We start from the raw sequence: 24,735 nt of genomic DNA, 5'->3' as shown, positions 1-24,735 counted from the left end.
TCAGCCGGGAAACCGCCGGAGGCGGTCCGGGCCGGTCTCCCTGCTCGCCCGCACCAGCGCCCCCCAGCACTCGATCAGCAGCGCGAAGTCGTTCGCGTCCTGCCGCGCCTCGTCCAGCAGCCGCTCCCGGCGTTCGGCGAGCAGGCCGGCGAACTCCGCGTATCTGCCGCCGAGCCGGCGGTACAGGCGGTCGAGGGCGTCGAGGCGGTCGGTGTTCTCCGCCCGGTCGAGCGCGGCCGCGCGCCGGACCGACTCGGCGATCAGCGGCACCCGCACCTGGTGGGCGTCGTCCAGCAGCCCCGCGCCGGCGGCGGCCATGTCGGCGTAGACGGCGTTGAAGTACAGCATCGACAGGAAGAACTTGGCGAAGCGCAGCTGGTAGGCCGTGAAGCCGGGGCCGGTGCGGCGTTCCGGCGTGTAGTAGTTGACGATGTGGCGGTTGTGCAGGACGCCCGGCAGCGTCGCGTCGTACACCAGGTGGATGAGGAAGTAGTCACTGCCGATGGTGTCGGTCGCGGGCGGCAGCGGCACCTGCTCGTGCACCTGGTGGAACGCGATGTTGCACATGTCCACCCGCATCGGGTCGACGTGGCCCAGCACCGCGTGGTCGCGGGTGAACGGCTCGGTGCCCGCGCCGCGGAAGGACTCGGCGGCGAGCTCGTGCTTCTGCCCGGCCGACCAGTCGGCGGGCGCCCAGAGGCCGACGACCTCGTGGTAGACGTCCGGGTCGAGCCGGTACATCTCCTCGATGTCCACGGACATCTCGCCGATGAACGAGGCGCCCACCATGGACACCGGCTTGTCGCCGTGCTCCGGTCCGAGGGTGGACGCGTCCACGCCCGCGGACGCCCGGCTCGCGCGTTCGCCGAGCGACATCAGCTCGTGGTGGACGGGGAAGACCGGCTCGCCGTCCACGCTCTGGTAGCGGCTGTCGGAGTCCCTGCGGTGCACCGACGCGCAGCCCAGGGCCGCGGCCATGAGGAACGCGCGGTTGGTGCAGGCGCCGTACGACAGCGCCTGCGGCAGCATCAGGTCGAGCACCAGCTCGGGCTTGGGCAGGCCGGCGCGGTCGATCACCCCGGTCAGGAACTCCCGCTGCGCCGCCTCGTCGAGGTGATGGGCCACCACGCCGGGCACGGCGGGCAGTTCGCGCAGCACGCGGGCGTGCTCGGCGAAGTCCGCGGCGCCGGACGAGTCCAGGACGAGCAGGTGCACCTCGACGCCGAAGTGCCGGGCGGCGTAGGCCGCTTCCTGCCCCACCGCCACGATCGTCGCGGCGCACGCCCGGTTGGTGGGCAGTGTCAGGCAGATTCGGCGCATGCCCGCTCTCCGCCCGGCAGCTCGTCGCTCTGCTCGCTCCACGACGTCAGGCCCAGCAGCCGCTCGCCCAGCGGGGTCAGCGTGGCCGGGCCGTACCGCAGCGACTCGTGCTCGACGGGGTCGCCGACCAGCGTCGCGTTCCACTCGGGGGTGCTCAGGGTGCGCCAGGACTCGACCCGGGAACGGCGCAGTTCGGCGTGCGACTCGAGGGCCGGCATCATCGACAGGTACTGCACGGCCCGGACGCCTTCCTGCGAGGTGTTGGGCGCCACGCCGTGGGCCAGCAGGCCGTTCCAGATGAGCAGGTCGCCCGCCTTCAGCTGCGGGCGCACCACCGGGTAGTCCGCAGGGTCGGCGGCCGGCCGGATGGGGTCGCGGCCCTCGGGCTGCAGCGCCTTCCACCGGTCGAAGTCCCGGAACAGCTCGGGTGAGCACTGGAAACCGCCGAGCTCGTGCTCGGTGTCGTTGAGCGCGATGATGCCCTGCACCCGCTGCGGCAGCACGCCCTGCGTGGTGTCGACGTCCCAGTGCAGGTTGATGTCGAAGCCGCGCTCGGTCGGCGCGATGAGCGCACGGTCGCGGTTCTTGATGTTGGGCGGGTTGAGGTTGAGCCGGTCGAGCGTCACCCACAGCTCTTCGCAGTCCCAGACGTCGACGAACGCGTCGTAGACCCGCTGCGCCTGGCGGCTGTCCCACATCAGCTGGTGCTGGTAGGCCTCGACGAAGCCGTAGATGTGCAGTTCCCGGTCCAGGTCGGAACGCCACTCGCGTTCCTCGTACCAGGTCTCCGGCCGGCCCCGGTCCAGGCCCTGGAACTCCCAGGTGAAGTCGAGCAGCCGCGCCGCCGCGGAAGCGGGTATCGCCTCGGGCACCACGATGTAGCCGTAGGTCTGCCAGAACGTGAAGTCCTCTTCGCTCAGAACGCGGAGTTTCCGTGACTTCTGCATGTCCCGCAACTGAGTCCGCGCGAGATAGGTCTCCCCGTCGGAGCTGAAATAGGGGACATCCGAAGGGGCTCGATACAGATAGTGGTCAGACGGCGCCATACGGTGCTCCAGCGATTGCAGGTGTGCTTGGATGCATTCGGCACAGGAGTGATCACGGATGGTGATGGACATCGTTGCCGGGCACGCTGACCAGGGCCGTTGCCGACCCTCACGTACCCGTCCCCCGGCAGAAGCGCGTCACCCACACCCCTTGCTGAACTTGCGCCTCACTAAAGTGGACTAGACCAACACTGCGTGTCAACCGAGGACTTGCGGAGATCGCGTCCCCAACTCGCAGGCAGCCATTATGAGTTGACCGGCCAGGCCGAACAGCGCGGCCGTGGGGTGTGTTCCGGGGACGTGCGAGGGCCGGTCCGGGCGCGGCCGGCGATCTTCTTGACACTGCCGATCGGGCTAAGCGACTATCAATTGGTCTGTACCACAGTTCAGCGGTGCGAACGTTGTGTCGGCACTACCCGGAAGGCCCCCAGCCGATGTCCTCCAGCAAGCACAGCAAGGAGTTGCGACGGCTCGCGCTGTCCGTCCTGCAGCCTGGCTTCGTCGGCACCGAGGCCCCGGAGTGGGTGCTGCGCGCCATCGCTGACGGCCTGTCATCCGTGGTGCTCTTCTCCCGGAACATCGCCTCGCCCGAGCAGGTGGCCCGGCTGACCGCCCAGCTGCGCGCCGAGAACCCTTCGCTGATCGTCGCCATCGACGAGGAGGCCGGTGACGTCACGCGGATGGAGTCCTCGACCGGCTCCACCCGGCCCGGCAACTTCGCCCTCGGCGCCGTCGACGACGCCGAACTCACCGAGTCCGTCGCCCGCGACCTCGGCCGCCAGCTGCACGCCGCCGGCGTGAGCCTCAACTACGCCCCCAGCGCCGACGTCAACTCCAACCCGGACAACCCGATCATCGGCGTCCGGTCCTTCGGCGTCGACCCGGCCCTGGTCGCCCGGCACGTCGGGGCCTGGATCAGCGGACTGCAGTCGGCCGGCGTGGCCGCATGCGCCAAGCACTTCCCCGGCCACGGCGACGTCGCCGTCGACTCCCACCACGGCCTGCCCAGCTACGACGCCACCCTGGAGGACATCGCGGCCCAGGCGCTGCCGCCGTTCCGCGCCGCCCTGGACGCCGGAGTGCGTGCCGTGATGAGCGGCCACCTGCTGGTCCCCGCCTACGACCCGGAGTTCCCGGCCACCCTCAGCCACCGCATCCTGGAGGACCTGCTCCGCAAGGAACTCGGTTTCGAGGGCGTCATCGTCACCGACGCCATCGAGATGGGCGCCGTGACCGACCGCTGGGGCATCGAGGGCGCCACCGTGAGGGCCCTCGCCGCCGGGGCCGACGCCATCTGCGTGGGCGGTGAACACGCCGACCAGGGCACCGCGGAACTGCTCGCCGCGGCCGTCGAACGGGCCGTGGCCGGCGGCGAACTGGCCGAAGGGCGGCTCGTGGAGGCGTCCGAGCGGGTCGCGGCGCTCGCCGACTGGTCCGGCGGCCTGGGCCGTGCCGTACCGGTGAATCCGGTCAGCGGCGACATCGGGTACATCGCGGCCCGCCGTGCCATCCGGCTCAGCGGCCCCGCGCAGGACGTGCTGCCGCTCAGCGCCCCGCCGCACGTGGTCGAACTGGTCCCGACCACCAACCTGGCCATCGGCAAGGAGACGCCGTGGGGCGTCGCCGTCCCGCTGCGCGAGCGGCTGCCCGGAACCACGTTCGTCCGCGTCCACCACCAGCAGCTGACCACGAGTCCCGGCGTGCTCGAGGAGTTCGCGCTCACCCCCGCCGCGGGCCGCCCGATGGTCGTCGTGGTCCGTGACGCCGCCCGCAACAAGTGGATGGGCGCGGCACTGGCCGACCTGGCGGCCGCCCGCCCCGACGCGATCGTGGTCGAGATGGGCTTGCCCGGCCCCGACGCCCCGGGCGCCGTGCAGATCTTCACCCACGGCGCGACGGCGGCCTCCGGGGTGGCGGCGGCGGAGGTGCTGGCCGGACGGCGGTGAGCCGTGGCGACCGGACGAGGGTGAGCCGGCGCCGGCCGGACGGCGTCGAGCGGGGGCGGGCGCAGGTGCGCGGACGTCCGTGCGCGAGGATGTCCCCGGCCCCGAGCCGGGACGTCCGGCCGCCCTGATCCCCTCACGAGGAGACCCATGGACCAGCAGGTTCACGAAGGTCAGTCGCGGTACAACCCCTTCACCCTGGCCCTGTACGACCTGATCGTGCTCGGCCTGTCGTGCCGTCTCGTCTGGGGCTGCCCCAAGAAGCACCTCATACGGATGTTCCGCCGCGGCATGGGCGCCCGGCACCTCGACGTGGGGGTCGGTACCGGCTACCTGCCCCTGCACGGCGCCGGCGCCACCACCCGGCACATCACCCTCTTCGACGCCAACCAGCACTCGCTGCACGCCAGTTCGCAGCGGCTCAAGGCGCTGGACCCGGACACCGTCCAGGGCAACGCGCTGGAGCCCCTGCCGTTCGCCGACGACACCTTCGACTCGGCCAGCGCCAACTTCCTGCTGCACTGCATGCCCGGCAGCGTCGCCGACAAGGGAGCGCTGTTCGAGGAGTTGCAGCGCGTCGTCCGGCCCGGCGGGACGGTGTTCGGGTCCACGATCCTCGCCGAGGGCGTGCCGGTCAGCGGCCGGGCCCGCCGGCTGATGGCCTTCTACAACGGCAAGGGCGTCTTCCACAACACCGCCGACAGCCTCGCGGACCTCGACGAACGGCTCGCCGGGGCGTTCAAGGACCACACCCTCACCGTCCACGGCTGCGTGGCACTCTTCGAGGCCACCGTGAAGGCGCCCGAACCGGCGCTGTGACCCGCACGGGAGGGTCCTGCGGGGAAGGCGCCCGAACCGGCGCTGTGACCCGCACGGGCCGGCCCCGCGGGCGGCGCCTCCCGTTCTCGGCCGTCACCCGAGGGAAGGCATTCCGGGCCTCGGGCGTCCCCGTCACCTCTCCGCAGGGCAGGCATTGCGTTCACGGCGCCGACCGGCGCCGTGAACCCGGTCCGTCAGGGCCGCGAGGAGGACACAGGATGCCTTCGGACACCCCGCAGGATCCGGCCGGCCCGCCCGGACACGGCCCCGGACGGCCGGCGACGACGGCCGCCGCCCCGGCGTCACCCGGGTTCCTCGCGGACCTGCGGGACGCGCTGAGCCTGCGGGCCCTGCTGCTGGTCGTGGGTGTCCTGGTGCTGCAACTCGGCTTCATCCTCTCCTACATCGGAGCCTTCCACGCGCCCAAGCCGCACCGCATCCCTGCCGCCGTCGTGGCTCCCGCCCGGGTGACCCGGCAGCTCACCGCGCAGCTCAACGCCCTGCCCGGTACTCCCTTCCGGGCCCGCTCGGTGGCCACGGAACAGCAGGCCCGGAGCCTGATCCTCAACCGCGACGTGGACGCGGCCATCGTCGTCGACCCGCGCGGCACCGACGACCGCCTCCTGGTCGCCTCCGCCGGCGGCCCGTCCGTCTCGACGGTCACCACCCAGATCGCGCAGCGCATCGAGGTGGGCAAGCGGCGACGCGTCACCGTGGTCGACCTGCGGCCCCCCAACCCCCAGGACGGCCGCGGGCTGTCGTCCTTCTACCTTGTCGTGGGCTGGATGGTCGGCGGCTACCTGGCGGCGGCCATCCTCGGCACCGCGGGCGGCGCCCGGCCGGCGAACCTGCACCGTACGTTCATCCGCCTGGGCGCCCTCGTGCCCTACGCGATCGTCTCCGGCCTCGGCGGCGCCCTCATCGCCGGAACCGTCCTCGGGGCCCTGCCCGGGCACTTCGCGGCGCTGTGGGGCATCGGCACACTGCTGGTGTTCGCCGTCGCCGCGACCACGGTGGCGCTCCAGGTGTTGCTGGGCATGGCCGGCATCGGCGTGGCGATCCTGGTGTTCGTGGTGCTGGGCAACCCGAGTGCGGGCGGCGCCTATCCCACCACCCTGCTCCCGCCGTTCTGGCGCGCGATCGGCCCCTGGCTGCCCCCGGGCGCCGGGACCACGACGGTGCGCAACACGGTGTACTTCACCGCGCACCACACCACCGGCCCGCTGTGGGTGCTGGGCGTCTACGCGGCCGCCGGCATCCTCGTCTCGGTCGCCGCCTCCGCGTTCCACCTGCACCGCGTGCGGCTGAAGCGGGGACGCGACGGGACGCGGCCCGCCACCGGCTGAGGGGCCACCCGCGGGATCCCGCCGGCCGTCCCGTCACCCGTCCAGCGGCGCGGAACAAATCCGTTGCCGTGCTCAGCGGCGGCGTGGCATGATCGCCGCGCCGTGCCCCACGGCACACCCCTCGACGGCAAAGGAACGAAGTCCATGGTCCCGGCGTCCCGCAGCGGCCGCCGCCGGCGCTGACCCGCTCCCGCTCAGGCGGGACCCCTGCGTCAGCGCCCCGCCCTCACGGCGGCCCCACAACGCGGTGACCGGCGCACCGCGGTCTCCCCGCGCGGAGACATCCCGGACCACCACCGGGAGCATCCGCACGCGTGGCTCGCGCACACCCGGCAGGGTCCGAGCACGCGTTCCGCCCCGTCATCACCGTGAGGCCTTCACCGTGGACACCACCGTCCAGAACTTCGCCGTCGCCAACCTCCGCCGCCGTCCGCTCGTGATCGAGACCGGCGGCTTCGTCCTGGGCTTCGACCCCGAGACCCGGAGTCCCTTCGTCAACTACGCCTCGCCACTGCCCCGCGCCGAGCCGACCGCAGCCGAGGTCGCCCGGCTGGTCGCGGAGTTCCGCGAGCGCGGCCTCAAACCGCGGGTCGAGTTCGTGCCCGCGGCAGCGCCGGCCGTCGAACAGGCGCTGCGCGCCGCGGGCTTCGCCGCCGAGGAGGAGTACGCCTACCTGGTCTGCACCCCGGCGACGCTGACGATGCCGCGGCAGCGCGCCCACCGGGACTCCGCGGACCCGGAAGCCTGGCTCCCGCAGGCGCGGGCCCCGCACGCGGACGAGGAGTACGCCGCGATCGACGCGGCGCTGGCCGAGGCGTTCGGCAGCGAGTACGACGCCTCTGCGGAGAGTGCGGCCCGGCTGCGGCGCATCGAGCGGCTCGGGGGAGTGGTCCGCTACGTCCCCGCGCCCGACGGCCGGTGCGCCGGGGCGGGGTCCTGCTCGGCGCCGGCGGCCGGCACGTGCGAGCTGGCGGGTGTCGGCACCCGGCCGGCCTTCCGCGGGCGCGGCGTCGCGGCCACGGTCACCGCGGAGCTGACGGCGGCGATGTTCGCACGCGGCGCCCGGTCGGTCTGGCTGGAGTCGTCCGGTGACGACGCCCGGCGCGTGTACGAGCGCCTCGGCTACCGCGCCGAAGGGACCCGGCTCTACCTGACGATCCAGGACTGAGACTGCGGGCAGGGCGGCGCGCCGCGGGCTCGGCCCCGCGTCCCGACGGTCCCGCCCGGCACGGCAGTTCGGCGCGGCTCCTTGACGTGTTCGCGTCGAGAGGCGGACACTCCGTTTCGATCCTGGTGTTTGAGAGCGCTTCCAAGTCGATGGTTCGAAGGCGTCACGGAAGGAGGAACACCCTGCCATCGGCGGTGGCGTACGCGCTCAGTGCCCGGATCACCCCTTCGCCCACGCCCGTTCACCGTCCGACTGAAGAAGGGACCATCGCCCCCATGCGCAGAACCCCACTTCCGCGCCACTCCCGGAGGCGGCCGCACCCCCACCGCGGCCTCGTCGCCCTGCTCGCCGCCGCCGCACTGGTGCTCGCCGGGCTGCTCGGCCTGACGTCACTGCCGGCCAAGGCCGCCGCCGCGTCCGACTACACCCAGAGCGTCACCGCGACCAGCGCCAGCCAGGCCCTCATCAGCTTCACCCCCACGACGCCCGCCGCGTACGTGGACGTGCACTACCTGGTCAACGGCGCGGGCCAGCAGAACTTCCGGATGACCCTGAACGGCGCCACCTGGACCCGCACCGTCGACCAGTTGTCGACCGGGACCGTGCTGACGTACTGGTTCACCTACGAGAAGAACGGCCCGCAGTACGACACGCCGCAGTTCACCTATACGCAGGGGAGCGGTGGTACGAGCAGTGGCGGCGGCTCGACCAGTGGAGGCACGACCGGTGCCACCACGGGCGGCGGAGGCGGCGGGCCGGTGCCGGCCACCATCCCGCTGACCGTCACCAACAACTCCGGCCGCTCGGGCGCGGTCTACGTCTACGACCTGGGCACGCTGCTGGCGACCGGGCAGCAGGGCTGGGCCGACGCGGGCGGCGCCTTCCACGCGTGGCCGGCCGGCGGCAACCCGCCCACCCCCGCGCCCGACGCGTCGATCGCCGGCCCCGGACCGGGGCAGTCGGTCACCATCCGGATCCCGAAGTTCTCCGGCCGGGTGTACTTCTCCTACGGGCAGAAGCTGGTCTTCAAGCTGACGACCGGCGGCCTGGTGCAGCCCGCCGTGCAGAACCCGTCCGACCCCAACCGCAACATCCTCTTCAACTGGTCCGAGTACACGCTGAACGACAGCGGCCTGTGGATCAACAGCACGCAGGTGGACATGTTCTCGGCGCCCTACGCCGTCGGCGTCCAGTCACCCAGCGGCACGCAGACCACGGGGCATCTGAAGTCCGGTGGTTTCAACGCGGTGCTCAACGACCTGCGCGGCCAAGCGGGCGGCTGGGCCGGCCTGATCCAGACCGCCCCCGACGGGTCCGTGCTGCGGGCCCTGTCGCCCGGCCACGGCATCGAGACCGGCGCGTTGTCGAACAGCGTGCTGGACGACTACATCAACCGCGTCTGGCAGAAGTACACGTCGTCCACGCTGACGGTCACGCCGTTCGCGGACCAGCCCGACACCAAGTACTTCGGGCGGGTCTCGGGCAACGTCATGAACTTCACGAACTCCTCCGGAGCGGTCGTCACCAGCTTCCAGAAGCCCGACGCCGACAGCGTCTTCGGCTGCTACAAGCTGCTGGACGCGCCGAACGACCAGGTGCGCGGGCCGATTTCGCGCACCCTGTGCGCGGGCTTCAACCGTTCGACCCTGCTGGTCAACCCGAACCAGCCGGACACGTCCGCGGCGAACTTCTACCAGGACGCGGTGACCAACCAGTACGCGCGGGCGATCCACGCGCAGATGGGGGACGGCAGGGCTTACGCGTTCGCGTTCGATGACGTGGGGAACCATGAGTCGCTGGTGCATGACGGGAGCCCGTCGTCGGCGAGTCTGATCCTGGATCCCTTGTCCTGAGGGGCGGTGCCCCTGGGGCGGCGAGGTCCATCCCTGCGGGGTGCTCCGCGTGGACCTCGCGGCTCCGGGGGTGCCTGGCCTTTGCCTGCGGTGCGTTGCCGCCTGCGGCTGGGCTGTGGCTTGTCGCGCCAAGCCACGACGGCGCAGCAGTCGGCAACGCACCGCAAGGGGCAGGGCGGAGCCCGAAAGAGGGCGGCCCACGCGGCGGGCCGGACCCGTGGGTGGGGGACCGGCCCGGCGAGGGGCGACAGGTCGTTGGGGACGACCGTTACCGCTGGGCTGCTCCAGGCACCCCGCAAGGCTGCCGCGAGTCCGCCGTCACCCAGCCGTGCTCAGCGCTGACCTCACGGGAGTAACACACCCCCGCATCCGTCGTACCGACATACCTCTCACTCGCGGAGCCGTCAGCCGACACCACCGTTCCGCCGCTCCGCGCCAGCACCCCCGTGGCCCGCACCGTGTCGTCCGTCAGTGCGACGGTGCTCCACGGCCCCGCAGGGCCGTTGCGGGTGCCGTCGCTGAGCACCCGCTGCTGGCGGACCGAGCCGCGCAGGTCGTAGTTGTTGCCGTCGGTGTAGACCGGAATCGACATGTCGACGTCGATCGGGTACGACCAGGCGTGGTGTTCCGCCCGTACGAAGCCGTGGCCCGAACCGTGCCGGGGCGCGGTGGTCGTGGTCACGGTCGTCGCCCCCGAGTCGCGCTGCGCGACCACCTGCTGCTGCCCGCCGTCGGAGACCACGTCGTCGTTGCGGTAGGCGACCTGCTGCTGCACCCGGGTGGTGATCCGGCCCGCGGAGGTGTCCAGGTACCCCTCGGTGAACCAGTCACGGGTGGCGGCCACATGGACGGTCGCCCCGCCGGCCTTGGGCTGCTCGGTCGTCGACACGCCCGGGTCCAGAGTCAGCGTGTCGCCGGTCAGGGCGCCCGAGGTGGTGGCCGCGTGGTCGTCGGTGTCCAGGAAGAGCGTGCCGTCCACCGTCCAGGTGTCGGCGGCGCCGTAGGGCGTCAGGGTGATCGCGTGCGGACGGCCGTCGACGAGCAGGCCCGCGAACGGCGTCAGGTCGATGTCGTAGGGCAGCGTGAGGAACTGGTCGATCGCGGGTATCGGCCGCCACAGCGTGGGCACGATGCCGCCGGAGTACACCACGGGATACGGCTGGGCCAGTCCCGCGGGCCGGCCGTCCACCGACACCTGCACCTCGCGGTAGGGACCGCCGCCGCAGAGGTAGTCGGGGTACTGGGAGGCGAGGTCACCGGGCACCGCGTCGAACCACTGCTCGTCGCAGCCGCCGCCGCGGGCGTACACCTCCAGGCGGGCGTGCGTCAGATTGCGCGGGAAGACCACGCTCTTCGTCGCCGACTGGCCGGGGGACAGGCTGTACCAGCCGGGCGAGGAGTCGTCGGACAGCGGCAGCACCTGATCGGCCACGGCCGGCGCCGGATGCCGCCGGTCGGCCTGGTAGTAGGTGAGCGTCAGCGTCATGTGGTAGACGCCGGTGTACGTGCTGTTGACGATGTTGCCGAGGTCCGCGACGAGCGGCTGCGGACCGCGCAGCAGGGGCGCGAAGGACGTGATGTCCTTGTCGACGTGCCAGGTGATGCCGTCGTCGTCGGGCTCCGGCGTGCTGGTCCGCAGGACCTCCGCGCCGCCGATCCACACACCGGCCAGCCGGTCGTACTGGCGCCCGGCGACGCTGCCCGACCAGGTGAGGACGACCTTGGCCCACGGCCCGGGGCAGTCGGCCGGCGGGGTCACCGTGCCGGTGTACGGCTGGCCGTAGGAGTTGGCGAAGTCGTGCCGCATCACCGTGACCGAGCAGTGCGGCGTGGGCGGCCGGCTGACCGGCGGCAGTGCGGTGACCGGGTCCTGGTAGCCGGTCTCGACGTACGACGGTGCCGTCGTGGCCGGTCCGGAAGCCGCGGGCGCCGCCGAGGCGGGCGCGACGGTCAGCGCGGTCGTGGCGGCGGCCAGCACCGCGCCGACCGTGAGCACGGTGCGCGCGGCGCGCCGCAGTCCGCGGACGGCGGTGCCTGCGGGCCGGGCGCGGCCCGGAACCGTGCGCCACCGGGTCGCGGTGGCCGCACTGCTGGGTGGTGTCCGCTCTGGCATGCCTCTCCTATACGGGAGTCGGGGCGTGATCGCCGCAGCCGGACGTGCGGTGGGGGTGGTTCGCGGCCTCCGGGCGGACGATCAACGAGATGGCGGTCGCTGATCGTACTCCCGGAGTGACCTTCCGCCCCCACTGCTGCGCAAGTTGTCGGAGTGTCAGAAGCGGTGCCGGCAGCGCTGCCCGTCCGCGCGACGGCGGTGTCGCCGGGCGCGTCAGGCGTACGCCCTGGCCTGCATCCGGAACAGCTCCGCGTAGTACCCGCCGGCCGACAGGAGTTCGTTGTGCGGGCCGAACGCCTCGACGCGGCCGTCGCGCAGCACCAGCACGAAGTCCGCGGACTTCACCGTGGACAATCGGTGCGTCACATAGAACGTCACCGCGCCGGACGTGTGCGCGTAGCTGCGGGCGGTCTCCTCGTAGGCGTCCTGCAGCCGCTGTTCGGCCACCGGGTCGAGGGAGTGGGCAGGTTCGTCCAGCGAGAGGACCAGCGGCCTGCGCTTCATGAGGGTGCGGGCGAAGGCCAGCGACTGCCACTGCCCGCCGGAGAGTTCGGTGCCGTCGGTGTAGCGCCGGCCCACGTGACCGTCGAGCGAACCCACGCGCCGCACCACGGACTCGGCTCCCGCCCGGCGGACCGCCGCACCGATCCGGTCGCCGTCGTCGACGTGGGGGACGTCGCCGATGCCGATGCTCTCGCCGAGCCGGAAGTCGAAGTGCTCGAAGTCCTGGAAGAGCGCGGACGTCGCGGCGAACCACTCCCGCGGACGGGTGTCCGCGAGGTCGGCGCCGTCCAGCAGGATCCGCCCGGTGCCGGGCGGGTAGAGGCCGTGCAGCAGCTTGACCAGCGTGCTCTTGCCCGCGCCGTTCTCCCCGACCACGGCCACCGAACTGCCCGCCGGCACGGCCAGGTCGAGACCGCGCAGGACGGGTCCCGCAGCGCCGGGATAGGTGTAACCGAGGTTCTCCAGCCGTATGCCGTCGGCGAGTCGGTCCGGCACTCTGGCGTGAGCCGGCATCGCGTCCGGCCGCCCGTCGGCACGGTCGGGTGCCCCATGCGGCGTCCCCGCGTGGCCCGTGCCCGAGGCGGCCGCCGCCGTGCTCTCGTCGCCCGGCCCGCCGCGGTCCGCCGATCGCCGCCGAGCCACCGCGGCCTCCAGTTCCTGCAGCTCGCACAGCCCCTGGGCCGCCGCGCCGACCGTGCCGAGGCTCTGCAGCAGGGCCGTGACCTGCTGGGAGACCTGAGGGGCGAGCAGCAGCGTCAGCACGACTCCGCCGACTCCGACCGCACCCCGGTGGGACAGCCAGACCACGACGGCCATGGCCGCCGCGAACGTCAGGGTGAAGGGAAGCTGCCCGATGACCCGCCGTACCGCGACCCGCGCGTGGGCGCGGTTCATCGACCGCAGGATCTCCTCGTGCGTCCCGGCGTGCAGCCGGGCCAGATGGGCCGCGCCGCCGCCCAGCCGGATCTCCTTCTGGCTCGCGGGCGACGACACCAGCTCGTGCAGGTGCGCCAGCCGTCTGCGGGCCGGGGTGGCGCCGGACTGGGCCTCGCGCAGGGGCCGTTCGGCCCAGTTCGTCAGGAGCACCGGTACGGCGGCGGTGAACGGGAGGACGAGCAGCGCGGGCGACACGGTCGACAACAGCACTGCGGTCATGAGGAGTTGCGCGCACGAAGCGGTCAGCGTCAGCCCGGCCGCCACGGTGGCCCGGGTCCGCACGATGTCCATGCGGGCCCTGTCGAGCAGATCGGCGGTCGCGGGGCTATCGACCTCCTCCAGGCCCAGATCGTCGGTGACGATCCCCGCCAAGTGGTGGTTGAGCGCGGCCTCGTCGCGTTCACCCAGCTCGAAGTACCACAGGTGTGCGAAGTGCCCCAGCATCAACTGGCCGACCAGCGCGGCCACCAGCCCCAGGGCGAGTCCGACGATCACCGCCCGGTCCGGTGAGCCGAGCGACTCCACGAAGATCCGTGACACCAGCGCCACCAGCGGCGAGCACAGGGTGCCGAGGAGGAGCAGGCCGCCGCCCAGCAGCAGACGGAAGCGGTCGGTGCGCCACGACAGGCGGCCGAGGTAGAGAAGCGCCCTCAGAGTCTGGGTCATTCGTCCGTGTACCTCGTCGACTGGGTCCGGAAGAGCCGCTCGTACGTCCCGCCCCGCGCCACCAGTTCCTCGTGGGTGCCGCGTTCGGTGATCCGCCCGTGTTCCAGGGAGGCGATGGTGTGCGCGCGCCGCACCGAGGAGAACCGGTGCGAGATGACCAGGCTCGTCACCCCGCGGGTGAGCGCGAGGAAGTCCTCGTAGAACTCCGCCTCGCCGCGCGCGTCGAGCTGGGCGGTCGGCTCGTCGAGGACGAGGAAACGCGCGCCGTGGTGGACGGCGAACAGCACGCGCGCCAGCGCCAGACGCTGCCACTGGCCGCCCGACAGGTCGGTGCCGTCGGTGACGAGCCGGGACAGCGGCGTGTCGATCCCGCGGGCGAGCTCGCCGATGCGCGTGCCCAGCCCGACCCGTTCCAGCACCTCGCGGATGCCGGCGGAGTCGTCGAGGTGGGCCACCGACTGCATCGCGACGTTCTCCCTGACCGTCAGCCGGTACCGCACGAAGTCCTGGAAGAGCACCGCGGTGCTCCGCTGCCACCCGGCGACGGCCGAGGGCGTCAGCGGCTCGCCCCCGACCCGGATCCGTCCTTCGTCGGGCAGGTAGAGGCCGGTCAGCAGTTTCACCAGCGTCGACTTGCCGGCGCCGTTGGAGCCGATCACCGCGGTCGAGGTGCCCTGACGCAGCCGCAGGTCGATGCCGCGGAGCACGGGACGGGAGTCGTCGTAGCGGTAATGCAGGCCGCTCACCGTGATGAGGTCGCCGGTGTCCGCCGCCGCTCCGCCGCTCCTACCGGCGGCGCCTGCGTGGCTCACGTCCGCGGGCGGCGGCTGCCGGGGCCGCACGAGCACCGCCCCCGCGCCGGGCGATCCGACGCCCTGGGGCACGCGCCCCATCCGGCCTGTGCCGCTCGCCCGGACGGCCCCCGTGATCGCCTCGACCCCGGTGATCGCCTGCCAGGTGGTGCGCCCGAACTGCAGCTTGCTGTCGGACTCGGGGAAGATCACGCCGAAGGCCGTACAGAGCATCACCGCCTGCAGCAGCATGCTCAGCGAGCCCAGCGACAGCGTCCCGGCGAGCACCGGGTCGACGATCGCCAGGGTGACCAGGCCGGTGCCCGCCACCAGCGTGACGACCGCGTAGACGACGAAGGAGCGGCCGCTGATCCGCCGCCGCGCCCGCCACAAGGTCCCCAGGTAGGCGTCGGAGTCGGCCGAGTAGCGGCCCTGGAGCCAGGAACGGATGCGGAGCACGCGGATGTCGCGCGACACCTTGGGGTGCGACACCATGTCGCGCAGGTACGCCATGCGGCGGCGTTCACCGGCCATGGCCTGGTAGGCCGCCACCCACAGGGAGTAGGCCCGGGTCTGACCGAGCCGGTTCGTCAGCGCGATGACCAGCGCGAGGACGGCCGCGATCCCGCTGCCCTGGACCGCGATGATCACGACGGCGCCCGCCAGTTGCACATAGCGCGGCATGAGCGCCAGCGCGCCGTCGACGGCCCCGCCCGGCGTTTGGCTCTCGTTGTTCAGGGACTGCGTCGCCTCCGCGAGACCGTCCGCCACCGCGGGCGCCTCAAGGTCGCGCAGGGCGGCGACGTCCAGCGCGTCGGCGAAGAGGCGCCGCGAGCAGTACGCGTCGACCTCGGCCTGGACGCGGTGCGCGACCATCATCTGCAGCGGCGAGACGATCTGCAGCACGACGACGGCCAGCCCGGTCAGGCCGAGCCACAGGGCGACCGCCGAAACGTCGTCGGAGCGGACCGCCGGAATGGCGCGGCTGGACGTGACGATGAACGCGATCGGGACCAGCCCCGCCACGAGGTGCAGGACCAGCGCCGCGGCGATGTCGGCGGGGTGTGCCTGGCGTGTGAGGAACAGCAGTTGGCGGGCGGCGGTGGTGCGGGCGGCGCACCACCGGCGGGCCGCCGACGCGCCGGCCGTGCGCGTCCGTCTGCCGGGTTCCCGGTCCGTGCCCGCAGGGCCCGTGCACACCGTGCTCATCCGCGTCCCGCCTCTCCGGATCCCGCGTCTCCGTTGCCCGGCCCTCCGGATCCCGTGTCTCCGTTGCCCGGCCCTCCGGATCCGGCGTCCGCGCGTCCCGCCCCTCCTGCCGCGTGGATCGGCGCGCCGGGTACGGACCGCCGGACGTCCAGGGGCGGCAGCACCTGCTTGCGGCAGGCAGTCAGCACCGCGTCCACCGCCCCGGCGAGGGTGTCGGTCGCCCGGTCGAGAGCCGCCGCGTCGCGCAGCCCCGCATCCAGCCGCAGCACTCCCGGCACCCAGGTGGCCAGCGCACGGTCGCGCAGCCGCCGCTGCCAGTCCGGGTCCCCGTCAGGGTCGGCGACGGCCCCGGCCGGCGTGCCGGGGAGCGACGCGGCGGACAGCACCGTGTACGCGGCCACCTCCACCAGCCGGCGGAACCGGCGGGCGAACCGGTCGTCCGGCTCCGTCGCGCCCCGCACGGAGGCGAGGACGGGCCGCCACACCGCGGCGATCTCCTCCCGCGTCACGGTGTCCGCGAAGCCCTCGCCCAGTTCGCGTTTCTCGCCCCGGCCGCAGCCGGGCCGCCACCGGTCCAGCGCGAGCGGCTCGTCGTGGGCGAAGTTCAGCACCGCGATCCGGCGAATCCCCTCCAGCCGTGGCCGCCGCCACCACTCCCCGTCGCGGGCGAGCTCCGGCGCGAGCAGCGTGGACCGCCGCACTCCGTGCCCGTCGTTGCCGATCAGGCTGACATCGCCGTCGTGCTGGACGAGTTGGGGGATCGTCAGCAGGACCCGCAGCCGCGCGGCGTCGGTGAGGTAGGAGAAGACGGCCACGTCGTCGATGGCGTCGGCGCCCCTCGACGCCAGGTGGGCGGCGAGCCCGGCGGCGGCCTCGCGGGGCAGGAGCCCCGCCACGGTGGGGAAGTAGCTGTCGACGCTCTCGGTCCACGCGTGCCCGGACAGCAGCGCCAGCCGCACCGCGTAGGAGGAGTACGACCCCCACTCGCAGAACAGGCCGAGCGCGGCGGCCGGTTCGTGCCCGACGACCTCCAGCAGTGTGGCTTCGAAGTCGTCGGTCGGCGTCACGTCGTCCTGGAGGACGAGATGGTGGGTGGCCGAGGGGTCCCAGGGCTGCCAGGCGAGGCGGGCGGTTCTGACGGTCGACGGTTCGCCGTCCGGCTCGGGGTCGTAGCAGACCCGCGCGGGGAACACCGAGAAGCGGGCGCGCAACCGTTCGGCCCGGGCCGCTCGCGACGGGTGGGCCATGATCGAGACCGACACGGAGTACGGAGCGGGCGGCACGCGCGCTACCCCGCCATCTTCCGGCCGGCGTCGTAGCCCGCCTTCAGCATCGGCAGGCTCGCCGCGGCCAGTTGCTCCAGCACCGCGTCCGTGAACACCCGCCGGTACACGCCGGGCACCGTGGTCGCCAGCGCCGCCTCACCCGCGGCGCTCAGACCCGCGCCGGCCGGCGCGCCAAGGGAGAGGACGCCGAGACACACCGCGCTCAGCCATGTCTGGTACAGCCGCTCCGCCCGCACCAGCCCGCCGAGTTCGGCCGGCAGCGCCTGGCGAGCGGCCACCCACGCCTCGCCGAGCAGCCCCGCGTCGGCGCCCCGCCCGGCCAGCCAGCGCTCCGCCGGGACGTCGGTGCCCACCAGGTCCTGCGGCGAGCGGTCCTTGACGTTCACATAAGCGGTGAAGTCCTGCTGCGACACGAACGGCGACTCCGGGGCCTCGAACACCGCGGCGTCCGCCTCCGGACGACCCGCGTCCGGCTCCTCGGCGAGGTCGCCGGCGAAGCAGACGCTGCGCCGCACCCCCTTGGTCACGCCGTTGCCGAGCACGGAGTCGGCGCCCCGCACGTCGTGCTGCGCCAGGGACGGCACGGTGAGCAGCGAACGGCGCCCCCGTGCGGACAGGAAGGACTGCAGCAGACCCGCATCACCGGTGCTGCGGTCCTCGGCGGCCCGGAGGAACGCGCTGAACTCCCGCGCCAGGGTGGCCGGCATCACCAGCGCCGGACCCGGTACGTAGTCGGCGCGCCACGAGAGCCAGGAGTACCCGTTGAGCGCGGCCAGCCGGGCGGCGCCCGACGTGGCGCTGGACCACGCGGCGAACAGCGCGATCACGTCGCCGGGGTGGGTGGTGACGGCGTTCACCAGGCGCCGGGTGAAGTCCGGCGTGAGTGTCATGTCGTCCTGGAGGACCAGGACATGGGAGTGCTCGGGGCCGCTCGCCGCCCACGCTTCGGCAGCGCAGCGTACGGCGTCGGCGGGGGCGTCCGGCTCGGGGTCGAGCACGATCCGGACCGCCGGGCCGAGGTCCGCGGCGAGTTCCTCGGCCATGGGCAGGCGCGAGGGATGGCACATGATGTTCAGGGCGATGGCGCGCTCGGCGACGCCGACGCGGTCCGGGGCGGCCTGCGGGCCGAGGTTTGCGGTGGCAGGACTGGTGGTCAACTCGTCAACTCCTCTCGGGGTAGGGGGCCGTTCACTCGTAGGCGAGCCACTGGTCCAGCTTCTGGATGCCGAAGATCTCCTTGACGCTGGCGATGGACCCCTCGAGCTCGGCCGAACTGCCGTTGTTCACGATGTGGTCGAGGGTCGAGCGGGTGGCCGTGACCGTCGCGCGCAGCCCCTGGTTCGCGAAGATCACGACGGCCGCGCCCGCCTCCCACGCCGCCGCCGCGCTCCAGTCGAAGTAGGTGGTCGGCACGACGACGGCCGGCAGCCTCCGGTCCCAGCGGCGCAGGAACTCCACGACCCGCTCGGGCGTGCGGTCCTTGGAGTGGATCAGCAGCGCGTCCGCGCCGGCGTCGGCGTAGGCGTGGCTGCGCTCCAGGGCCTGGTCCACGGTGCCGCCGGCGATCAGCGTCTCGGTCCGGGCGATCACCACGAAGTCCGGGTCGCGCTGGGCCTTCTTGGCCGCCTCGATCTTGCCCGCGAACTCCTCGGCGGACACCAGGTCCTGGCCCTGTCCGGCGAAACTGTTGAGCTTGGGGAAGTGCTTGTCCTCGAAGCAGACGGCGGCCACCCCGGCCGCCTCGTACTGCTGCACGGCGTGCACGACGTTGAGGTTGTTGCCGAAGCCGGTGTCGCAGTCGGCGATCACGGGCACGGTGACGGCGTCGTTCATCTGCCGGGTCGCCGTCAGGTACTCGCCCATGCCGAGCAGGCTGGCGTCGGGCAGCGCGGCGGCGGCGGAGATCTCGAAACTCGACGCCCACACCGCGCCGAACCCGGCCTGCTCGGCCAGGACGGCGGTCAGGCCGTCGTGGGCGCCCGCCACGAGCAGCGGCCCCGCGCCGTCGGCGAGGGTCGTGCGCAGGGCGGTGGCCTTGCCTGTCATGAGCGTCATGCCGGTCCTCTCGTTGCTTCTCGTGCGCTCGGGATGTGCGGTGTCCGGGGACGGGGACTGCGGTGTCCGGGGAAGGGGACGGGACGGGAGCGGGAGCGGTGGTTCGGGTGCCGTACGTGATGCGGTGTGGCTGTGCGCGTCGGGCTGCGGCCGGGGGCGGCGGTCCGGTCCGTCGCCGGTGGCGAGTGCCGGACGTCCGGGGTGGACGCGGGGCGACGATCAGTGGCCGGCGGCCGGCCGCTCGGGGTAGACGCGGCGGGGCCGGGTGGTCAGCCGGAACTCCGAGACGAGCCGGTCGCCCTGGCTCAGACGGACGGCGTGCTCCAGCTCGCCGGACCGGTCGCCGGTGCCGACGGGGCGCGGCAGGTCCAGTCGCAGCGGCAGGTCGAACTCGGCGACCGAGACGAACCGCGCCGCGCAGGAGGCCAGTTCGAGCTCGGCGGCCGGCAGGTCGCGGGTCCGCGCGTGGGCGGAGACCGCGAGCTGCCGTGTCGCCTCGAGCTGGACCATGGCGTAGATGTGGTCGATGGGATGGTCGAAGAGCACCGGGTGCTGCAGGTCGGCCCGCACCTCGGCGTGGAAGCCCTGCTCGTCCTGCGTGACGGTCTGCAGCGCGACGTTGTCCTGGTTGCGGCGGCCCACGCTCCGGGCGGTCACCGTGCCGGGGGCGAGGCGCCGGCCGCCCTCGGCGACGGACAGTCGGCGGCCACGGCGCATGGAGTCCCGCATCCGGCGCCAGTCCCCGCGGTCGATCCACACCATCCGCATCCGCGCGTCCGCGACGTGCACCTCGCCGGAACGGTCGCTGACGCGGAACCGCCAGACCAGGGCGGTGAGTTCGCCGCCGCGCCGCCGCGTCTCCTCGATGGTGCACTCCGCCACCAGCTCCACGGGACGTGCCGGCGGCAGGAGTTCGGGGTCCGCCAGCCGGGTCTCCAGCTCCTGCAGCAGGAACTGGTAGCGGTTGTCGGCGAACGGCACGTCGAACCGGGTGTGTGCCACCAGGAAGCATGCCTGCCGGCACACCTCGGTGATCAGGGCGATGTCGGGCAGCCGGTCCTCGACCGGGTACTCGCAGTACAGCCCGTGCGCCCGGGGCAGGACGGCGGCGACCAGCGTCCGGTCCGGCAGCTCCTCCCAGCCGGTGACGAACACCTGGTCGAGCGCGTGCTTGTGCACGAGCTTCTTCGGGACGGTCTGGTCGAACGCCAGCCCCGGGGAGGTCCGGCGGGAGATCTCCTGCACCTGTACGGACACGTCACGCCCTTCACGTCATCTGCTGTCGGTGTGTGCTGTCGCTGGCTCCGGACCACATGCGGGATCACGTGCCGGATCTCGCGCCTGAACCGCGCCGGAGCCCTTCGGTACTGCTCCGGATCGCGGCGCCGGAGCCGTTCCGCCGCGCCCGGCCGCGGTCAGCCGGAGACGTGCCGGGTGAAACGGCCGGCCATCCGGTCCGGGGCGATCGCGTCGGACGCCCGGGAGCCGACGCCCGCGCTCTCTACGCCGCGGGCCACCAGCAGGTGCGGGCCGGGCCGGGTCCGTGTGGCGGCCAGCGCCTCGCGGACCGAGGCCACATCGTCCGCCTGGTGGGTGTGCCGGTAGCCGGCCGCGGCGGCGGCCGCCGCGAAGTCCACGCGGACCCCGACGGGCTGCCCGCCGGTCGAGCCGTAGGCGCCGTTGTCGAAGACGACGTGCACGAGGTTCCGCGGGTGGTGGGCGCCGATCGTCGCGAGTACGCCCATGTGCATCAGCACCGCGCCGTCACCGTCCAGGACCACCACGCGCCGGTCCGGGCGGGACAGCGCGACCCCGAGGGACAGCGACGCCACGTGGCCCATCGATCCCTGCATGTAGAAGTTGCCGGGACGGTCGCCGCCCGCGAACAGGGCCCGGGACATGTAGCCGGTGGTGGACAGCACCACCTGGTCGCCGCCGCCATCCGTGTCGGAGGCGGTGACGGCGTCCACCAGCTGCTCCCGGGTCACGCCGCGCGGGACGCCCGGCGACGCGTCGTCCCTCGCGGACGCGGCGCCGGCGGGCGTGTCCGGGGGTGGGAACGTGCCCTTGGGCACCAGCACGAAGGCCGGATCGCCACGACGTGTGCCGTCCAGCGCCCGCTGCAGCGTCTCGACCTGCTCGGACTCGTCGCCGGTGAGCCAGTGCGTGGCGATCCCGAGGGAGCCGAGCCAGTCCGCGGAGACCTTGCCCATCCACTCGTGCTGTTCCTCGCCCGAGGCGATGGCCGGCCATCCACGCATGCTCATGAAGACCAGGACCGGGATGCGGTAGGGCAGCACCAGCGAGGTCAGCGGGTTGATCATGTTGCCGAAGCCGCTGTTCTGGGCGATGACCGCGGCGCGCTCGCCCCCCAGCAGGGCCCCGGCCGCGACGGCCAGGCTGCTGCCCTCGTTGACGCCCGGGACGTGCCGGAACCGGGGGTCGCCGTCGAGCAGGCGCAGTGGTGCCGCGAAGAAAGAACAGGGCACACTGCTCACACAACCGATTTCCGCACCGTTCAGGATGTCCAGAAACTTCTCGCCGGCAAGCACAGAATTCCCCCTTCGACGATGTGCCGTGAAACACCGAACCGTCGCGTCGTCCGCGTTCAGAGCGCGAGTGCGACCCCGTACCTTTCCAGCCACGCGTTCAGCCAGAGGCACATTTCCATGCTGCCCCGTGAATACGGCAGACTCACCGCGGTGGAATCCCTTTGCAGTTGTGCGTCGACCTTTGCGCGGTCGAGCAGCGGCAGAACGGGAGACGACGGTTCGTGGACGACGTCCAGCAGCATTTTGCGCAGACCCGACTCGTATCCGCCGTCCTGAATGGCCGGATAGGGATTCTTCTTGCGGTCGAGGATCGACGCCGGAAGCAGGTCGCGGACGGATTCCCGCAGCACGCTCTTCTCGCGCCCGTCGAAGGACTTGAGGCGCCACGGGATGTTGAACACGTACTCGACCAGCCGGTGGTCGCAGAACGGGACCCGCACCTCCAGGCCGACGCCCATGCTCATGCGGTCCTTGCGGTCGAGGAGGGTCTGCAGGAAACGGGTCAGGTTGAGGTGGCCGACCCGCCGCATCCGGGCCTCCTCCGGGGCCTCCCCGTCGAGGACCGGGACCACCGCCACGGCGTCCAGGTAGCTCTGCCGGCGGGCCTCGGCCAGGTGCAGACCGTCCAGGAAGCCGCGGTCGAACAGCTTCAGACCGCCGAAGTAGCGACTGGATCCCGAGGTCAGCCAGGGGAAGGTGTCACCGTCGACCGCCGCGGGGTTGAAGAACCACTGGTACCCGCCGAAGAGCTCGTCGGCGCCCTCGCCGGACAGCGCCACGGTGGAGTGCCGCTTGACCTCGTCGAAGAGCAGCAGCAGCGACGGCCACATGTCGCCCCAGTAGGCGGGCGGCAGGTCGGTGGCCGTCAGCACGGCGGTGCGGACGTCGGGGTCCAGCAGACGGTCGCCGTCGAGCAGCACCTCGTGGTGGTCGGTGCCGAGGTGCTCGGCGAGCGCGCGGGCGTGCGGGAAGTCGGGGCTGCGGCGGACCGCGTCCTGTGCGAACGACTCGGCTGCGGAGGCGAAGTCCACGGCGAAGGTGCGCAGGGTCTCCGGCCGCAGGGCCGCGGCGGCGATCGCCGTGATCGCGGACGAGTCCAGGCCCCCGGACAGCAGGGTGCACCGGGGCACGTCGCTGACCAGCTGGTCTCCGACGACCTGTTCCAGCAGGTCGCGCACCCGGCCGACGGTGTCGGGCAGGCTGTCAGTGTGCTCGGTGGCCTCCAGGGCCCAGTAGCGGTGCTCGGTTGTGCCGGAGGAGTCCAGGGTCAGGTAGTGGCCCGGCGGCAGTTCCCGCATGCCGCGGAAGACCGCGGCACCCGGGGTCTTGACCATGTCGAGCACCTCGCGCAGGCCGGCCGCGTCCACCTCGGGGGCGACCTGTCCTGACGCCAGCAGCACCTTGGGCTCGGAGCCGAAAACGATTCCGGTGCCCGCGCGTGCGTAGTAGAGGGGCTTGATGCCCAGCCGGTCGCGTCCCAGGAGTAATCGACCGTGGCGCGGGTCCCACACGGCGAAGGCGAACATCCCCTCCAGCCGGGCCACGCAGGCGGTGCCCCACTCGAGGTACGAGCGCAGCAGCACCTCGGTGTCGCTCGCGGTGCGGAAGGAGTGGCCGCGCTGCGCCAACTCCTCGCGCAGCGCACGGTAGTTGTAGATCTCACCGCTGAAGGTCAGGACGTACTCCCGGCCGCCGGCCGTGGCGGTCATGGGCTGGCCGCCGTGCTCCAGGTCGATCACCGCCAGCCGGCGGTGGCCGAACGCCGCGTGCTCACCGGTCCAGACACCCTGGGCGTCCGGTCCTCGGCGGTGGATCGTGGCGGTCATCCGTTCGAGCAGCGGGCCGTGGTCCCGCAGATTCCGGGCAGGGTCGACCCAGCCGGCTATTCCGCACATGGTTTTCCCCCGTCGTCGGGCGGTTACCGGGCAGCGAGCGCCTTGTTGACGACCTGCAGCAGGTCCTCGACGCTTTTCGCCGAGGCGGTGTCGTCGTAGGGAATTTCCACGCCGAACCGGCTGGAGATCTGCACGGTGACGTTGAACACACCCAGGGAGTCGAATCCGAGTTCCTGGAGGGATCGGGCGGAATGCTCCGGGCTCAGGTCGATGTCGACGTCTTCGTCCTGTTCGCCGAACTCGCGGAGCAGATCTATCAGTCCGAGCATCGAAAGTTCAGACACGATGGACCCCCGGTGTCGTAAAAGTGAACCAGAAATGATCGGCAGGTCTAGACCTTAACATCATTCCGGCGGGGGCGGTCAAGGATCATCCTGGCGGGCGGCAGGAAAGTGACAGGGCGCGCTGAATGCGCGATTTCTCCTAGTCGAGGACGCCCTGAACGCCCTGGACCACACGCCACATGGGCGTTCCGCGGCGGGCGACCATCACCACCACGTCGTCGGCCGGCGAGGTGTCCTTCTCCGGCTCCCGGTCCTGGCGGTCCGGCCAGGTGGCCGTCACGTACGCCAGGGCGTGGTCGACCTCGGCGTCCGGGTCGATCGACGCCCCCGAGCGCAGCCAGGTGCGCAGGGCGTGGTTGTGGGCGGCGACGACGGCCGCGGCGATCACGTCGGCCCGCAGCCTGCCGTCCGGCCGGGCGGCGAAACGGGCCCGAAGGTAGTTGGCGAGCGTGTTCTCGTAACGGCGGACGACCGACAGCTCGTGCGAGCGCAGCGCCGGGACCTGCCGGGTCAGCTCGTAGCGGCGGACCGAGAACTCCGGGTCGTTGGTGTACATCCGCAGGACCAGCCGGGCGGCGTCGTTCACGCGGTCCACGGGGTCGGCGGCGTCGCCCTCGGGGTCGGCCAGGAACTCGGTCATCTGCCGCAGGCAGCCCTCGTGGTCGGGGAAGACCACCGACTCCTTGGAGGGGAAGTAGCGGAAGAAGGAACGCCGCCCCACACCGGCCAGCGCCACGATGTCGTCGACCGTGGTCTGCTCGAACCCGCGCTCGGTGAAGAGCTGGAGCGCGGCCGCCACGAGGGTGGCGCGCATCGGGGGCTTGGGTGCGGGCGTCATGTCTGGACCGTAGCACCAGAAAGACCGTTGCGAACCTCATAGGCGGCACTGAGTGTGCTTTTGAGCAGGAACTGAGTACCCTGAGGGCGACCCTGGATGCGCGACAGCCCA

17 protein-coding genes and 2 pseudogenes are annotated in these 24,735 nt (G+C 72.3%); 6 read left to right on the top strand and 13 right to left on the bottom strand.

Annotated features, from left to right (window positions below; genetic code table 11):
- Together K7862_RS28005 and K7862_RS28000 are read right to left on the bottom strand one after the other, a co-directional pair.
- Positions 1–1,320, bottom strand: a complete 1,320-nt coding sequence (locus tag K7862_RS28005; protein WP_222967371.1) for a DUF6271 family protein — start codon at positions 1,318–1,320, stop codon at positions 1–3.
- A complete protein-coding gene (locus tag K7862_RS28000) occupies positions 1,302–2,366 on the bottom strand; it encodes a phytanoyl-CoA dioxygenase family protein (protein ID WP_222967370.1) in 1,065 nt (354 codons plus the stop codon). The genes K7862_RS28005 and K7862_RS28000 overlap by 19 nt, the downstream gene beginning before the upstream one ends.
- Before the next feature lie 434 nt (positions 2,367–2,800).
- Between K7862_RS28000 and K7862_RS27995 the strand changes: the two genes are divergently transcribed.
- The 6 genes and pseudogenes from K7862_RS27995 to K7862_RS27975 all read left to right on the top strand — a co-directional run.
- Positions 2,801–4,312, top strand: coding sequence for a glycoside hydrolase family 3 protein (locus K7862_RS27995; RefSeq protein WP_222967369.1), 1,512 nt, complete (start codon positions 2,801–2,803; stop codon positions 4,310–4,312).
- A 147-nt stretch (positions 4,313–4,459) separates the two neighbouring features.
- Positions 4,460–5,128, top strand: a complete 669-nt coding sequence (locus K7862_RS27990; protein WP_222967368.1) for a class I SAM-dependent methyltransferase — start codon at positions 4,460–4,462, stop codon at positions 5,126–5,128.
- Positions 5,129–5,346: 218 nt separating this feature from the next.
- Positions 5,347–6,474 (top strand): DUF3533 domain-containing protein, encoded by a 1,128-nt coding sequence (locus tag K7862_RS27985; protein ID WP_222967367.1) that lies wholly within the window; start codon positions 5,347–5,349, stop codon positions 6,472–6,474.
- Positions 6,475–6,856: 382 nt separating this feature from the next.
- Positions 6,857–7,642 carry a GNAT family N-acetyltransferase gene (locus K7862_RS27980; RefSeq protein ID WP_222967366.1) on the top strand — a complete coding sequence of 262 codons (786 nt, stop codon included), beginning with the start codon at positions 6,857–6,859 and terminating at the stop codon, positions 7,640–7,642.
- A gap of 149 nt (positions 7,643–7,791) precedes the next feature.
- Positions 7,792–8,235 (top strand): annotated as a pseudogene (locus tag K7862_RS38535) (hypothetical protein); the annotation flags it as partial.
- 165 nt (positions 8,236–8,400) lie between these two features.
- A pseudogene (locus tag K7862_RS27975) lies at positions 8,401–9,495 on the top strand (glycoside hydrolase family 64 protein); the annotation flags it as partial.
- A 268-nt stretch (positions 9,496–9,763) separates the two neighbouring features.
- Here the strand turns inward: K7862_RS27975 and K7862_RS27970 are convergent.
- From K7862_RS27970 to K7862_RS27920, 11 genes are all read right to left on the bottom strand, one after another.
- Positions 9,764–11,608 (bottom strand): peptide-N4-asparagine amidase, encoded by a 1,845-nt coding sequence (locus K7862_RS27970; protein WP_222967365.1) that lies wholly within the window; start codon positions 11,606–11,608, stop codon positions 9,764–9,766.
- A 213-nt stretch (positions 11,609–11,821) separates the two neighbouring features.
- A complete protein-coding gene (locus tag K7862_RS27965) occupies positions 11,822–13,714 on the bottom strand; it encodes an ATP-binding cassette domain-containing protein (protein ID WP_222967363.1) in 1,893 nt (630 codons plus the stop codon).
- On the bottom strand, positions 13,711–15,714 hold the full coding sequence (locus tag K7862_RS27960; protein WP_222967362.1) for an ATP-binding cassette domain-containing protein: 2,004 nt from the start codon (positions 15,712–15,714) through the stop codon (positions 13,711–13,713). Before K7862_RS27960 ends, K7862_RS27965 begins: the two co-directional genes overlap by 4 nt.
- Positions 15,711–16,997, bottom strand: coding sequence for a hypothetical protein (locus tag K7862_RS27955; protein WP_222967360.1), 1,287 nt, complete (start codon positions 16,995–16,997; stop codon positions 15,711–15,713). Before K7862_RS27955 ends, K7862_RS27960 begins: the two co-directional genes overlap by 4 nt.
- 5 nt (positions 16,998–17,002) lie before the next feature.
- Entirely contained in the window at positions 17,003–18,157 is a 1,155-nt protein-coding gene (locus K7862_RS27950) for a hypothetical protein (RefSeq protein WP_222967358.1), read from the bottom strand.
- A gap of 31 nt (positions 18,158–18,188) precedes the next feature.
- A complete protein-coding gene (locus tag K7862_RS27945; RefSeq protein WP_222967356.1) occupies positions 18,189–19,055 on the bottom strand; it encodes an isocitrate lyase/phosphoenolpyruvate mutase family protein in 867 nt (288 codons plus the stop codon).
- Between the two features lie 219 nt (positions 19,056–19,274).
- The gene (locus K7862_RS27940; RefSeq protein ID WP_222967354.1) at positions 19,275–20,312 is read right to left on the bottom strand and encodes an AfsA-related hotdog domain-containing protein; all 1,038 of its coding nucleotides are present in this window, start codon (positions 20,310–20,312) and stop codon (positions 19,275–19,277) included.
- A gap of 158 nt (positions 20,313–20,470) precedes the next feature.
- The gene (gene aepY / locus K7862_RS27935) at positions 20,471–21,553 is read right to left on the bottom strand and encodes a phosphonopyruvate decarboxylase (protein ID WP_222967352.1); all 1,083 of its coding nucleotides are present in this window, start codon (positions 21,551–21,553) and stop codon (positions 20,471–20,473) included.
- A gap of 110 nt (positions 21,554–21,663) precedes the next feature.
- Complete coding sequence (gene asnB, locus K7862_RS27930; protein WP_222967350.1) at positions 21,664–23,502, bottom strand: asparagine synthase (glutamine-hydrolyzing); 1,839 nt, start codon at positions 23,500–23,502, stop codon at positions 21,664–21,666.
- A 23-nt stretch (positions 23,503–23,525) separates the two neighbouring features.
- Positions 23,526–23,771: an acyl carrier protein gene (locus K7862_RS27925; protein ID WP_222967349.1), complete on the bottom strand. Its 246-nt coding sequence runs from the start codon at positions 23,769–23,771 to the stop codon at positions 23,526–23,528.
- Between the two features lie 154 nt (positions 23,772–23,925).
- The gene (locus K7862_RS27920) at positions 23,926–24,624 is read right to left on the bottom strand and encodes a TetR family transcriptional regulator (protein WP_222967348.1); all 699 of its coding nucleotides are present in this window, start codon (positions 24,622–24,624) and stop codon (positions 23,926–23,928) included.
- Between the last annotated feature and the right edge of the window lie 111 nt (positions 24,625–24,735).

The sequence above is a fragment of the Actinacidiphila acidipaludis genome (assembly GCF_019890725.1).
GTDB classification, from domain to species: domain Bacteria; phylum Actinomycetota; class Actinomycetes; order Streptomycetales; family Streptomycetaceae; genus Actinacidiphila; species Actinacidiphila acidipaludis.
This window is presented reverse-complemented; position numbering and strand designations above follow the sequence as displayed.

What these genes read in the sequence shown, in the direction of transcription:
- asnB (WP_222967350.1), bottom strand. Translation starts at nt 23,502, where the DNA reads ATGTGCGGAATAGCCGGCTGGGTCGACCCTGCCCGGAATCTGCGGGAC.
- K7862_RS28005 (WP_222967371.1), bottom strand. Translation starts at nt 1,320, where the DNA reads ATGCGCCGAATCTGCCTGACACTGCCCACCAACCGGGCGTGCGCCGCG.
- K7862_RS27995 (WP_222967369.1), top strand. Translation starts at nt 2,801, where the DNA reads ATGTCCTCCAGCAAGCACAGCAAGGAGTTGCGACGGCTCGCGCTGTCC.
- K7862_RS27965 (WP_222967363.1), bottom strand. Translation starts at nt 13,714, where the DNA reads ATGACCCAGACTCTGAGGGCGCTTCTCTACCTCGGCCGCCTGTCGTGG.
- K7862_RS28000 (WP_222967370.1), bottom strand. Translation starts at nt 2,366, where the DNA reads ATGGCGCCGTCTGACCACTATCTGTATCGAGCCCCTTCGGATGTCCCC.
- K7862_RS27920 (WP_222967348.1), bottom strand. Translation starts at nt 24,624, where the DNA reads ATGACGCCCGCACCCAAGCCCCCGATGCGCGCCACCCTCGTGGCGGCC.
- K7862_RS27985 (WP_222967367.1), top strand. Translation starts at nt 5,347, where the DNA reads ATGCCTTCGGACACCCCGCAGGATCCGGCCGGCCCGCCCGGACACGGC.
- K7862_RS27925 (WP_222967349.1), bottom strand. Translation starts at nt 23,771, where the DNA reads ATGCTCGGACTGATAGATCTGCTCCGCGAGTTCGGCGAACAGGACGAA.
- K7862_RS27990 (WP_222967368.1), top strand. Translation starts at nt 4,460, where the DNA reads ATGGACCAGCAGGTTCACGAAGGTCAGTCGCGGTACAACCCCTTCACC.
- K7862_RS27970 (WP_222967365.1), bottom strand. Translation starts at nt 11,608, where the DNA reads ATGCCAGAGCGGACACCACCCAGCAGTGCGGCCACCGCGACCCGGTGG.
- K7862_RS27960 (WP_222967362.1), bottom strand. Translation starts at nt 15,714, where the DNA reads ATGAGCACGGTGTGCACGGGCCCTGCGGGCACGGACCGGGAACCCGGC.
- K7862_RS27945 (WP_222967356.1), bottom strand. Translation starts at nt 19,055, where the DNA reads ATGACGCTCATGACAGGCAAGGCCACCGCCCTGCGCACGACCCTCGCC.